A 12,434-nucleotide genomic window follows, 5' to 3' on the forward strand; every position below is an offset into this window, starting at 1 on the left:
CACCAGTGTGCTGGAGGGCATGAACAACCGAATCAAAGTTATCAAGCGGATGGCCTATGGATACCGCGACACTGCGTACTTCTTCCTGAAGATCCGTGCCGCATTTCCCGGCAAAGTGCGATGAACCTTTTTTTATGCTGTTTCCTGCCAAGTTTCCTGTCCAGTTTCGTGCTGACCGGCTGACCGGCTGACCGGCTGACCGGCTGACCGGCTGACCGGCCGACTGGCGTCGATTCGTTATGAACGGTGCTGTGTCGAGCGTCGGTCGTTGTCTCCCCTGGCCTGGTCTAGGCTGAAGCCTGACATTCACGCATCGGGAGGGTGGCGCATGGGCGGCAAGGTGGCGGCGGCGTATCAGGCGACCAGGGGGTCAGTGCTCGACGTGGATCGCGCCTTCTATGACGGCCTGACCGAACGGGCGGGGAGTCGGCGGCGGGTGGCCAGTCACCGGGTACCGATTCGTGATGGGCTGGCATGGGAGGTCAAGGCGGGGCAGGTCTTTCGCATCGCCATCGTCGATGGCGCCCAGGTCGGTGACTTCAACATGTGGCATCGCCATGACCCGCGCGAGCGCATGTGGGCCTCGCGCACCCGTCAGCTGCAGCGGGCCCATGTCAGCACCTACGACAGGCTGTGGTCGACGCTGCCCTTTCTGCGTCCCATGGCCACCATCATCGACGACACTCTGGCAGGCTACGGTGAGGACGCCGAAGGCGGGCGTGTGCATGACCTGCTGGGAACCCGCTGCGATCCCTACGTCAATCGCCTGTTGACCGGCGAGGACTTCGACTTTCACTGCCATTCCAACCTGGTGAGGGCGGTCGCGCCCTGGGGGTTGACCGAGTTTGACGTGCATGACGTGCTCAATGTCTTCCAGTGCACCGGGCTCAACGACGATGACCAGTACTTCATGAAGGCCTGCCCGGCGCGGCCTGGGGACTATCTTGAGCTGTTTGCCGAGATCGACCTGTTGTGCGCGCTGTCCTGCTGTCCCGGTGGCGATCTGTCGGTGGATCTATGGGGGCCGGACGCCAGGGATCCGCTGTCCACCTGCCACCCCTTGGCGGTGGAAGTGTTCGAGATCGAGTCCGAGCGGCTGGCGCAGTGGCAGCCGCCCGAATCTCCGGCCTATGCAGGCGCCCACGGGCGGCGTGATCCCGATGTGGATTGGGCCGATCTCAAGGACAAGAGCTAGGCGCTGCTCCGATCGGATTCCTTTCTGGGAGGGGAGGTTGGCCTGCCTATCCCTATTGGGCGGCGGCGACTGCCTCGCTTCGGTGCTTGGGTGAGGCGAGATTCTGGCGCAGTGTGGCGTCAGGTGCGGTTTCTGGCGCTGCGTCTGATTCGATGCGCTGGGCGCCGAGCCCCGCAAGGAATTCATCGAGATCGGTGATGCGGCGCAGGGCCTGAAAGCGGGAGGCGGCCTCGCGGTCGCGCGCCTTCATGTGGTTCATCCACTGCTTTAGTAGCGATACCACCACTTTTGCCGGGAGTGTGGTACGCTGCATTGCAGCATAGGACGTCAGGATACCGGCTCGCTGGGCCCATGTCGTGGCCGGCAGGCGCTCTCCGGTGCACTGCCAGTGGCGGATGCGCGGGGCGAGTTTCGGGTCGGCCAGGGCGCCGCGGCCAAGCATGACGTCGCGACAGCCGGACAGGGTGCGTGCCTTCCAGTAGTCCTCGAGGGTCCAGATGTCGCCATTGGCGACGACCGGGATGCGCAGGCGCTGGTTGATGCGGCCGATCCACTCCCAATGGGCTGGCGGGCGATAGCCCTCGTCCCGGGTGCGGGCATGCACCACCAGTTGGGTGGCGCCGGCGGCCTCGGCGGCCAGGGCGCAGTCCAGCGCCCGGCGGCGGTCGGAGAAGCCCAGGCGGATCTTGGCGGTGACCGGGATGCTGTCGCCCACGGCACGGTGGACGGCGTCCACGGCACGCTCCAGGCGTCGCGGATCGCGCAACAATGAGGCGCCGCCGTCATGGCGGTTGACCAGCTTGGCTGGGCAGCCGAAGTTCAAGTCCAGGCTGATGGCGCCGAGGCGTAGCGCCTGGCGGGCATTGGCGGCCAGGGCGTCGGGGTCGGAGCCGAGCAGTTGCAGGTGCACCGGGATGTGGTTGGGGGTGATGACGCCCTCGGTCGCCAGTTCTGGGCAGTGCTTGTAGAACACTCGAGGCGGCAGACGCGCGTCCACCACCCGTACGAACTCGGTGACCGTCCAGTCGAAGCCGGCGTCGCGGGTCAGCAGGTCGCGGGTATGGGCGTCGATCACGCCCTCCATGGGCGCGAGCCCGATGCGACCTTCGTCTAACCCCTGTTTATGTAGTAATTTAACAACCAAAACTGCTACCTTTAGACCATGGTGCTGTGCCGGGGATGTGGCAGGGTATAGCATCAAAATTTTTGCGCAAGCCGTATGATCCAGAAAGATCAAGGCAACTTTGGCGCTACAACGCGGAGGATCCCGCATGCAAGACACTCAGTTGCTCAACGAGGGCCTCAGCCTGATGGCGCTCGGCATGGGTTTTGTTTTTGTTTTTCTTACGGTGCTGGTGATCACCACCACGCTGATGTCTCGTGTCATCGGTCGCTACTTTCCCGAACCGGTGCCGGTCGAGGCGCCCAAGCGCGGGGCGGCACCCGCCGCGCCGGGACAGGACGATGCGGTGATGGCGGCGATCTCGGCCGCGGTTCACCGCTACCGCCAGCGTCGCTGAGGTCGTCCGTACCAGGCGACGACCCTGACCGTGAATTTCGACAAAGCGCTTCATAACGATAAGGACCCAGCCATGAGCGAATCTGCACGCCCGCTAGGCATCACCGATGTCGTGCTACGCGACGCCCATCAGTCTCTGTTCGCCACCCGCATGCGTATCGACGACATGCTGCCCATCGCCGAGAAGCTCGACAAGATCGGCTTCTGGTCGCTGGAATCCTGGGGCGGCGCCACCTTTGACGCCTGTATCCGCTACCTCGGCGAAGATCCGTGGGAGCGGATACGGGCGTTGAAGGAAGCCATGCCCAATACGCCCCAGCAGATGTTGCTGCGGGGCCAGAACCTGTTGGGCTATCGCCACTATGCCGATGACGTGGTCGACCGCTTCGTCGAGCGCGCCAAGACCAACGGGGTCGATGTCTTCCGCGTGTTCGATGCGATGAACGACCCACGTAACCTCGAGCGTGCGATCCAGGCGGTCAAGGCCAACGATGGCCATGCTCAGGGTACCATCTCCTACACCAAGAGCCCGGTGCACACCCTGGACAGCTGGGTGGAATTGGCCAAGTCCATCGCCGACATGGGCGCCGACTCCCTGGCGATCAAGGACATGGCGGGGCTTCTGACTCCCTATGACGCCTTCGAGCTTGTCACCAAACTCAAGTCGGCGCTGAATATTCGCATCCATCTGCACTGCCACGCCACTACCGGGCTTTCATCGGCGACCGCGCTCAAGGCCGCCGAGGCAGGCGTCGACAACGTCGATACCGCCATCTCCTCGATGTCGATGACCTACGGCCACAGCCCCACCGAATCGCTGGTGGCGATGCTCAAGGACACCGAGCGCGATACCGGCCTGGACCTGGAGGCCCTGGAAGATATCGCCGCCTACTTCCGTGAGGTGCGCAAGAAGTACGCCGCTTTCGAGGGCTCGCTCAAGGGCATCGACTCGCGCATTCTGGTGGCCCAGGTGCCCGGTGGCATGCTCACCAACATGGAAGGCCAGTTGAAGGAGCAGGGCGCCGGTGACCGTCTCGATGAGGTGCTCAAGGAGATTCCTCGGGTCCGTGAAGACCTCGGCTATATTCCGCTGGTGACCCCCACCTCCCAGATCGTCGGCACCCAGGCGGTGATGAACGTGATGATGGGGGAGCGCTACAAGTCCATCTCCAAGGAGGTGCAGGCGCTGCTCAAGGGCGAGTACGGCGCTGCGCCGGCGGACTTCGACAGCGAATTGCAGAGCCGGGTGCTGGACGGTGCCTCGCCGATCACCGAACGTCCCGCGGATCGACTGGATCCCGAGATGTCGCGGTTGACCGATGAGCTGGCCGCCAAGGCCAAGGACGACGGCATCCGCCTGGCCGAAGGCGAGCGTCAGGTAGACGACGTTCTGACCTACGCACTGTTCCCGCAGATCGGGCTCAAGTTCCTCAAGAACCGTGACAACCCCGACGCCTTCGAACCTGCGCCCAGCGTCGAGGCGGCGACGCCCGCTGCGCCCGCCAAGGCGCCGGCGGCCAAGGCTGGTACCGCCGGACCCGAGACCTACACCGTCAAGGTCAACGGCACCGCCTACGTGGTCGAGGTCGCCGAGGGTGGCGACATTTCCCAGGTCAAGGAAGCGCCCGCCGCTGGCTCTTCTGACGCTGCACCGGCGGCGCCGGCAGCTTCCTCCGGCGAGACCATCGATGCACCGCTGGCCGGCAACATCTTCAAGGTCAACGTCAAGCCCGGCGACAGCGTGGCCGAGGGTGACGTGGTGGTCATCCTCGAGGCGATGAAGATGGAGACCGAGGTCCGCGCTGCCGCTGCCGGCACCGTGTCCGACGTCCAGGTCGCCGAGGGCGACAGCGTCTCCGTCGGCGACACCCTGATCGTGCTTTAAGGACCTCCCATGGAGAAGATTCTGACCCTATGGTACGGCTCCGGGCTGTACAACCTGACCCTGGGCCAGGCGGTGATGCTGGTGGTGGGCCTGCTGCTCTTGTGGCTGGCCATCTCCAAGAAGTTCGAACCGCTGTTGCTGGTGCCGATCGGCTTCGGCGGCATCCTGGCTAATATTCCCGAGGCGGGGCTGGCGTTGTCGGCGGCAGAGCAGGCGGCCCACCTGGGGCGTCCCGAGCTGCTGGCGCAGATGGCCCAGGCGCTCGGCACCAGCCTGCCGGCGGGCGCCGACGTGGATACCTGGCGCTACGCCATCAGCGAGACGCTGCACGGTGATATCTCGCCGGCGCTGCTTCGTACCGCCAACGACCTGGCCATGGATGGGGGCTATTCCCATGGCATGCTGTATCAGTTCTACAGCGTGGCCATCGCCTCCGGTATCGCGCCGCTGGTGATCTTCATGGGGGTCGGCGCGATGACCGACTTCGGTCCGCTGCTGGCCAACCCGCGCACCCTGTTCCTCGGCGCCGCCGCCCAGTTCGGCATCTTCGCCACTCTGATCGGGGCGGTGGGCATGACCGCCATGGGCTGGATGGACTTCAGCCTCAACCAGGCTGCGGCCATCGGCATCATCGGTGGAGCCGACGGTCCGACCTCGATCTATGTCTCGAGCATCCTGGCCCCCGAGCTGCTGGGTGCCATCGCGGTGGCGTCCTACTCCTACATGGCGCTGGTGCCGTTGATCCAGCCGCCGATCATGAAGGCGTTGACCACCCAGAAGGAGCGCAGCATCGCCATGACCCAGCTTCGTCCGGTGTCGAAGCTCGAGAAGATCGTGTTTCCGCTGGCACTGCTGATCCTGGTGGTATTGTTCCTGCCGGATGCGGCGCCGCTGCTCGGGATGTTCTGCTTCGGCAACCTGATGCGTGAGTGCGGGGTGGTCGAACGGCTCTCGGACACGGCGCAGAACGCCCTGATCAACATCGTGACCATCTTCCTCGGACTGTCGGTGGGCTCCAAGCTGATGGCCGACCGCTTCCTGGCGGTGGAAACCCTGGGCATCCTCGGGCTCGGCATGGTGGCCTTTGCCATCGGCACCGCCTGCGGTGTGCTGATGGCCAAGCTGCTCAACCTCATCAGCAAGCATCCGATCAACCCGTTGATCGGCTCCGCCGGTGTCTCGGCGGTGCCCATGGCGGCGCGGGTGTCCAACAAGGTGGGGCTCGAGTCCAATCCCCACAACTTCCTGCTGATGCACGCAATGGGGCCCAATGTTGCTGGTGTCATCGGCTCGGCGGTAGCCGCCGGGGTGATGATCAAGTACCTGGGATGATGATCGGGTCCCCGACATGATGGTCCCGGGATGGTGATCAAGACCCGGGAGTAGAGTCATCCGGGCCCGCAGCCCAGGTTTGACCGAACGCAGCGCCCCCGCCGCCAGGTGGGGGCGCTGCTTTTGTAGCTGACTCTGGTCGAGCCCGTCATCCCGCTTACACGCGATCGCCACGGTGCTGTCATGCGCGCTTTCTAGTCTGGCGGCTATTGCCACCGACGGAGGACGGGCATGATCGATGTCGAAAAGGCCTTGATGGCCAAGGTGCCGAAGGCACAGAGCTGGCCAGCCTGGTGCCGCCGCCTGTTGAGCGCCGGCCTCAAGGGGCTGGTGCACGAGCGCGAGATCAATGCCTTTCTCGAGCGTCATCGCCGCGCCGGAGGGCTCGAGTTCATCGACGCGGTGCTCGATCAGCTGAACTTCGGCTATTCGCTGTCGTCGCGTGATCGCGACAACATTCCGGTCGCCGGCAGGGTGGTGATCGTCGCCAATCATCCCCTCGGTGCTCTGGATGGGCTGGCGCTGGTACGCATGGTGGCGGATGTACGCCCTGACGTGAAGATCGTCGCCAATGATCTGTTGATGCAGCTTTCGCCGTTGGCACCCTTGCTGCTGCCGGTGGACAACCTGTCGCGCAGGGGCTTTCGCAAGAGCCTGCAGGGCATCGTCGATGCCCTCGACGATGAACAGGCGGTGATCGTCTTCCCCGCCGGCGAGGTGTCGCGGGCGGGGCCCAAGGGGGTAAAGGACGGCAACTGGCTGTCGGGTTTCCTGCACGCGGCCCGGCGCACCAATGCGCCGATCCTGCCGGTGCACGTGGGCGGTCGCAACTCCTCGCTGTTCTATTCGTTGGCCTCGCTGTACTCGCCGCTGGGCACGCTGCTGTTGCCCCACGAGATGTTTCGCCAGAAAGGGCGGCACATCACGCTCAAGGTGGGGGGCGAGATCCCGCTGTCACGCTTCGACCGCGAGGACCTGGCCACCGTCGCCAAGCTCAAGCTGTTGCGCAAGCACGTCTACCGTCTGGGGCGGGGACGCAAGGGCGTGTTTGTCTCCGAGGCCGGTATTGCCCATCCGGAAAATCGCCAGCACCTGCGAGAGGAGCTGGTCGACGCCGAGGTGCTGGGCAGGACGCCTGACGGCAAGCAGATCCTGCTGTTTGACCATCGTCCCGACTCTGCGGTGATGCGTGAGATCGGGCGGCTGCGCGAAATTGCCTTTCGCCGGGTCGGCGAGGGCACCGGCAAGAAGCGGGATCTGGACGAGTACGACGAGCACTATCGTCATCTGGTGCTGTGGGACGATCGTGACCTGGAAATCGCCGGGGCCTATCGTCTCGGTGAGGTCGGGCGCATCCTCGATAGCAAAGGCATCGAAGGGCTCTACAGCGCCACCATCTTTCATCTCGAACAGGCGCCGATGGATCGCTGGCGCCACGGGCTGGAGCTGGGCCGCAGCTTTGTCCAGCCACGCTACTGGGGACGTCGCAGTCTCGACTATCTCTGGCATGGTCTTGGCGCCTACCTGCGCCATCATCCCGAGGTGCGCTGGCTGTTCGGGCCGGTGACCATTCCCAATCATCTACCGCCCCTGGCCAAGGACCTGCTGGTCAGCTACTACCGGCACTACCACGGGGACGGTGACAGCCCGATCCGGGCCAAGGCGGTGTGCACGATGTCGCGCGCCGGGCGCGAGGAGGCGGATCGGCTGTTCGCCGGCAACGATGCCGGCGAGGACTTTCAGCGCTTGAAAGGCGCCCTGCAGGCCATGGGGGCGGGGGTGCCGGCGCTCTACAAGCAATACGTGGAGGTGGCCGAACCTGGCGGCGTCAGCTTCAAGGCCTTCGGCGTGGATACCGCCTTCGGCTACTGTATCGATGGCCTGGTGGTGGTCGACGTGGCACGGCTCAAGGCCGACAAGCGCAGACGCTATATCGGTGAAGACGCTGTCTCGTCTGGAGAGGACGCTCTCACCAAGGACGAACACGCCGTCCTGGAGAGGCCGCTTTAGCAGGGGTCGCGTCGGACCGGTCCCGGAGGCGGAACAGACGGGGCTGGAGGCTCCCTCGACGTTAGCATCGAGCGGGCCTAGCCTGCCTGATGGTCCAGGGACTCGATGCGGCCCTTCAGGCGAGTGCTGAGCTCGCTCAGGTCGGTGGACCGTTCACTGGGCCAGCCCAGGGTCAAGGTGACGCCTTCGGCCCCGTAGTCGACCGCCTGCACCGGGATATCCTGCCCCTGGCACCACTGCCGTGCGTCGGCCTCGCCGGCAAAGTCGACCCGTATCTTGAGTGGGCGGCGCTCGATGCATTCGCCCCTGGGCAGGCTTTCCAGCGCCGTGACCAGCGCCTGGGTATAGGCGCGGGCGAGTCCGCCGGTACCGAGTTTGGTGCCGCCGAAGTAGCGGGTCACCACCGCGCCCACCTGGCCGATGCCATCGCCATCGAGTGCCTGAAACATCGGTCGGCCGGCGGTACCGCCCGGCTCGCCGTCATCGGAGAAGCCAATGTGCACCTGCTCCCCGGGCGGGCCTGCGATGTAGGCGCTGCAATGATGGCTGGCATTGGGATGCTGCCTGCGAGCCTCGGCCAGCAGCGCTTCGAAGTCCGCCACCTTGGGGGCGTGGGCCACCCAGGCGATAAAGCGGCTCTTTTCCACCTCGATCTCGCTTTCGTGCCACTCACCGGGGGCAAGCTCGGGTATCGGGTAGCGCATCAGGCGGCCATTTCTTCCTGGCGGGCGACACCCATGACAAGGCCCAGCACACGGATGTCACTGTTCTTCAGGTAGATCGGGGGCATGGTCTCGTTGGCCGGCTGCAGGCGAACACCATTCTTCTCGATATAGAGCTTTTTCAGGGTGACCTCCTGGTCATTGATCATCACCACCGCCGTTTCGCCGTTCTCGGCGCTTTCCTGGCGTTCGATGATGATCACATCGCCGTCGAAGATATTGCAATCGATCATCGAGTTGCCGCACACCTTGAGGGCGTAGGTGTTGCGCCTGACCATGCGCGATGGCACCTGCAGGGTGGCGTTGTCCAGGCAGGCCTCGATCGGCATGCCGGCGGATACCTGCCCCAGCAGGGGGACCTCCACCAGGGCATCCGAGGTGGAGTCGACGGGTGCCCAGCTGTCGGCGATGGGCAGGTTGGGCAGGCGTTCGAGGAACTGGCAGGTCGCGATATCCATGGCGCGGGGTCTCCCTTGTTGTGAGGGTCGGGCTGTCACGGGATGGAGTAGCGGGTGGCGATTGGTGTCAACGTCGAGGGATCTTGATACTGTCGATTCATACAGTATGTGAAAGATAGCAGGCCTCGCCGCTCGTGCAAGTGCCATGGATCAACGAAAGGTGCATTGCCTGTGCGATTGCGGCTGTCAGCTGCGCTGGCTGTCTGGTTCGGGTAGTGCAATCGGTGTAAAGTCTGTGCGTGATTTGCTGCCCCGTCCCTGGTTGTGGAGTGCCCTTTGCGTCTGTGTCTTGAAGCCCGACAACTGGCCTGTGAGCGCGATGGCCGCTGGTTGTTTCGAGGATTGGATGTTGTCCTCAAGGCGGGGGAAGTGCTCCGAGTCGAGGGACCCAACGGCAGTGGCAAGACCACGCTGTTGAAGATCCTGTGCGGCCAGATCGCCGACGTCGATGGAGAGGTGCGCTGGCAGGGGCGGGCGCTGCCCCGCGCCCGCGCCGACCTGCTGGCCAACCTGCTGTATCTGGGCCATGCCCCGGGTATCAAGGCCAACCTGAGTGCCCTGGAAAACCTGCGTTGGTATCAGGCGCTGGGGGGCGAGGGGCGCCCCGATGCCGAGCTCGAGGCGGCCCTGGCCGAAGTCGGCCTGGCCGGCTTCGAGGACGTCCCCACCGCCCAGCTATCGGCCGGCCAGAAGCGCCGGGTGACCCTGGCTCGTCTGGTGTCGAGTCGCCGTGCCCTGTGGGTGCTGGACGAACCTTTTACCGCGATCGATGTGGCCGGCGTGGCCGCCCTGGAGCGCCGCCTGGCCAACCATGCCGCCAGCGGCGGCGCGGTGCTGGTCACCACCCACCATCCGCTGTCCAATGTGCCTGGCGTGCGCCGGCTGACCCTGGACGGACACCGACAGGTGGCTTCATGAACACGCCGACGTCTGGGTCGATCGAAGCCGCCGAGCCGGTCAGAGAGGCCGGTGATGGCCTTGGTCGCGCGATGGCTGCCACCTTCCGCCGTGACTTGACGGCGGTCGCCCGTCGACCGGGTGACGCCCTGACCCCGCTGGTGTTCTTCGCCATGGTGATCACCCTGTTTCCACTGGGGATCTCGCCGGAACCCGAACGCCTGGCGCTGATCGCCCCTGGCGTGTTGTGGGTGGCCGCCTTGCTGTCGGCACTGCTGTCGCTGGACGGCTTGTTTCGTGGCGACTTCGAGGACGGCACCCTTGAGCAACTGTTGCTTGCACCGCACCCGCTGTCGTTGCTGGTGCTGGCCAAGGTCGCCGTGCACTGGTTGACCACCGGGCTACCGCTGGCGTTGATGGCCCCCTTGCTGGGGGTGCTGCTGGCATTGCCCCAGGGCAGCTACCTGGCGCTGAGCGCGACCCTGGCACTGGGAAGTGGCTGCATCAGCCTGATCGGTGCCATCGGCGCAGGGCTGACGGTGGGGCTGGCGCGTGGTGGCATGCTGCTGTCGCTTCTGGTGTTGCCACTTTTCATGCCGGTGCTGATCTTCGGCACCGGCGCCATGGGCGCGGCGCTGGGCGGCGGGGAATGGCTTGGGCACCTGGCGGTGATCGGCGCGCTGTTGTCGGTAGCGCTGATGGCGGCTCCTGTGGCCATTGCCGCGTCGCTGCGCATCAGTATCCATGGTTGATCGGGCCGTCGTGGCCATCACGAATTCAAGGTTGATCGAGGTACAACGCTCATGTGGGCCTTCTTTCACAAGCTGGGATCGCCGCGCTGGTTCTACGGCATAGCCGCGCGTCTCTCTCCCTGGTGCTGGGCGCTGGCGCTGGCGCTGATCCTGGTCGGCAGCGTCTGGGGGCTGGCCTTCGCTCCGGCGGACTACCAGCAGGGCAACAGCTTTCGCATCATCTACGTGCACGTGCCTGCGGCCTTCCTGGCCCAGTCGATCTTCATGGCGCTGGCCGCCTCCGGCTTCGTGTTCATGGTCTGGAAGATCAAGATCGCCGACATGGCGGCAGCGATGATGGCGCCGCTGGGCGCCGCCATGACCGCCATCGCCTTGCTGTCGGGGTCGGTCTGGGGCAAGCCTACCTGGGGCACCTGGTGGCAGTGGGACGCCCGCCTTACCTCGATGCTGATCCTGCTGTTTCTGTATCTTGGCGTGATGCTGATCCGGCGCGCCTTCGCCCGCCCCCAGAGCGGCGCCAAGGCGGCGTCGGTGCTGGCCATGGTGGGGGTGATCAACATACCCATCATCAAGTACTCGGTGGAGTGGTGGAACACCTTGCACCAGCCCGCCAGCTTCACCATCACCGAACGCCCGGCGATGCCGGTCGAGATGTGGATGCCGCTGTTGATCATGGTGCTGGGATTCTACGCCTTCTTCGCGGCCTTCACCCTGACCCGCACCCGTACCGAGATCCTGCGCCGTGAAGGCCACAAGCGCTGGGTGAAAGAGCTGTTCGAGGAGCGTCCATGATGGCTTTCGAATCGCTGGCCGAGCTGGTCAGCATGGGCAGCCACGGCCCCTATGTGTGGACCGCCTGGGGTGCGACCCTGGGCTTTCTGCTGTTGAGCGTGATTCTGGTTCGCGGTGAAAGCCGCGGTGTTCGGCGCACCTTGCGCCGCCGGCTGAGGCGTGACGCCGCGGTCGCAAGTTCCCCCTCGGAGGATTAAGATGAGGGCTAAACGCCGAAATAAGATGCTGCTGGTGCTTGGACTGGTGGCGCTGTGTGCGGTGGCGGTGGGACTGACGCTGTACGCCCTGCGCTCCAACATCAACCTGTTCTTCAGCCCGGTGCAGATTGCCGCCGGAGAAGCCCCCGTGGACCGGCAGCTACGTGCCGGCGGGATGGTCAAGGAAGGCAGCGTCCATCGTGACAGTGACAGCCTGGACGTCAGCTTCGTGGTCACCGACTACGTCGACGATGTCGAGGTGCGCTACAGCGGCATCCTGCCGGACCTGTTTCGCGAGGGGCAGGGCGTGGTGGTGGTCGGCGAACTGACCGGCGACGGCTATATCGCGGCCGACAAGGTGCTGGCCAAGCACGACGAGAACTATATGCCGCCCGAGGTCGCCGAGGCATTGGAAGACGCCGGCTATTCGCCGGCAGACTACAAGCAGGCGGGCCCAGGCACGTCGCAGTAGGCTGCGTGCATCGACAAAAAAGGTATCCCGACAACAGGGCTCCGTGGTGCGGGGCCTTGTTTGCCCGAGGGGGGCAGGGCCGAAGGCGTTTCTTCGAGCCAGAAGGGGACAGGGTCAATCGACCATAACGCAGGCGTTCCGGGCCCATGGGCCCACGCGATTCAGTCGCAGAGCCAGGCGCCAGTGGACTGACGCGGACGGAA

Annotated in this window: 14 protein-coding genes; 11 read left to right on the forward strand and 3 right to left on the reverse strand. The window is 64.9% G+C overall.

Features of this window, described 5'->3' with window-relative positions; all coding sequences use genetic code 11:
* Both C9F12_RS19415 and C9F12_RS19420 read left to right on the forward strand, forming a co-directional pair.
* The coding region (locus C9F12_RS19415; RefSeq protein WP_146188265.1) for a transposase at positions 1-124 on the forward strand (124 nt) is incomplete at its 5' end.
* 204 nt (positions 125-328) lie between these two features.
* On the forward strand, positions 329-1,195 hold the full coding sequence (locus C9F12_RS19420) for a DUF1989 domain-containing protein (protein WP_108449927.1): 867 nt from the start codon (positions 329-331) through the stop codon (positions 1,193-1,195).
* A gap of 52 nt (positions 1,196-1,247) precedes the next feature.
* On the opposite strand, the gene C9F12_RS19425 is transcribed toward C9F12_RS19420, so the two are convergent.
* The gene (locus tag C9F12_RS19425; protein WP_045991123.1) at positions 1,248-2,279 is read right to left on the reverse strand and encodes a tRNA-dihydrouridine synthase family protein; all 1,032 of its coding nucleotides are present in this window, start codon (positions 2,277-2,279) and stop codon (positions 1,248-1,250) included.
* A 187-nt stretch (positions 2,280-2,466) separates the two neighbouring features.
* On the opposite strand from C9F12_RS19425, the gene C9F12_RS19430 reads away from it, so the two are divergent.
* The 4 genes from C9F12_RS19430 to C9F12_RS19445 all read left to right on the forward strand — a co-directional run bounded on the left by C9F12_RS19430 (position 2,467) and on the right by C9F12_RS19445 (position 7,941).
* Positions 2,467-2,715 (forward strand): OadG family transporter subunit, encoded by a 249-nt coding sequence (locus C9F12_RS19430; protein ID WP_045991122.1) that lies wholly within the window; start codon positions 2,467-2,469, stop codon positions 2,713-2,715.
* A 72-nt stretch (positions 2,716-2,787) separates the two neighbouring features.
* On the forward strand, positions 2,788-4,599 hold the full coding sequence (gene oadA / locus C9F12_RS19435; protein ID WP_108449928.1) for a sodium-extruding oxaloacetate decarboxylase subunit alpha: 1,812 nt from the start codon (positions 2,788-2,790) through the stop codon (positions 4,597-4,599).
* Positions 4,600-4,608: 9 nt separating this feature from the next.
* Complete coding sequence (locus C9F12_RS19440; RefSeq protein WP_108449929.1) at positions 4,609-5,931, forward strand: sodium ion-translocating decarboxylase subunit beta; 1,323 nt, start codon at positions 4,609-4,611, stop codon at positions 5,929-5,931.
* A gap of 231 nt (positions 5,932-6,162) precedes the next feature.
* Complete coding sequence (locus C9F12_RS19445; RefSeq protein ID WP_108449930.1) at positions 6,163-7,941, forward strand: lysophospholipid acyltransferase family protein; 1,779 nt, start codon at positions 6,163-6,165, stop codon at positions 7,939-7,941.
* Between the two features lie 77 nt (positions 7,942-8,018).
* On the opposite strand, the gene C9F12_RS19450 is transcribed toward C9F12_RS19445, so the two are convergent.
* Positions 8,019-8,645 (reverse strand): YigZ family protein, encoded by a 627-nt coding sequence (locus tag C9F12_RS19450; RefSeq protein ID WP_108132325.1) that lies wholly within the window; start codon positions 8,643-8,645, stop codon positions 8,019-8,021.
* Positions 8,645-9,121, reverse strand: coding sequence for a transcriptional repressor LexA (gene lexA / locus C9F12_RS19455; protein ID WP_045991117.1), 477 nt, complete (start codon positions 9,119-9,121; stop codon positions 8,645-8,647). Before lexA ends, C9F12_RS19450 begins: the two co-directional genes overlap by 1 nt.
* Before the next feature lie 276 nt (positions 9,122-9,397).
* Between lexA and ccmA the strand changes: the two genes are divergently transcribed.
* Genes ccmA through ccmE form a run of 5 tightly spaced genes read left to right on the forward strand, consistent with a single transcriptional unit; the run spans position 9,398 to position 12,231 of the window.
* Positions 9,398-10,039, forward strand: a complete 642-nt coding sequence (gene ccmA, locus C9F12_RS19460) for a cytochrome c biogenesis heme-transporting ATPase CcmA (RefSeq protein ID WP_108449931.1) — start codon at positions 9,398-9,400, stop codon at positions 10,037-10,039.
* Positions 10,036-10,770 carry a heme exporter protein CcmB gene (gene ccmB / locus C9F12_RS19465; protein ID WP_108449932.1) on the forward strand — a complete coding sequence of 245 codons (735 nt, stop codon included), beginning with the start codon at positions 10,036-10,038 and terminating at the stop codon, positions 10,768-10,770. Before ccmA ends, ccmB begins: the two co-directional genes overlap by 4 nt.
* 51 nt (positions 10,771-10,821) lie before the next feature.
* Positions 10,822-11,562, forward strand: coding sequence for a heme ABC transporter permease (locus C9F12_RS19470; protein ID WP_045991114.1), 741 nt, complete (start codon positions 10,822-10,824; stop codon positions 11,560-11,562).
* Complete coding sequence (gene ccmD / locus C9F12_RS19475) at positions 11,559-11,759, forward strand: heme exporter protein CcmD (protein ID WP_240184305.1); 201 nt, start codon at positions 11,559-11,561, stop codon at positions 11,757-11,759. Before C9F12_RS19470 ends, ccmD begins: the two co-directional genes overlap by 4 nt.
* Position 11,760: 1 nt before the next feature.
* Entirely contained in the window at positions 11,761-12,231 is a 471-nt protein-coding gene (gene ccmE, locus C9F12_RS19480; protein WP_045991113.1) for a cytochrome c maturation protein CcmE, read from the forward strand.
* Positions 12,232-12,434 lie beyond the last annotated feature (203 nt).

Origin of the sequence: Halomonas sp. BN3-1, assembly GCF_003056325.1 — a bacterium.
In the GTDB taxonomy this organism is placed as follows: domain Bacteria; phylum Pseudomonadota; class Gammaproteobacteria; order Pseudomonadales; family Halomonadaceae; genus Halomonas; species Halomonas litopenaei.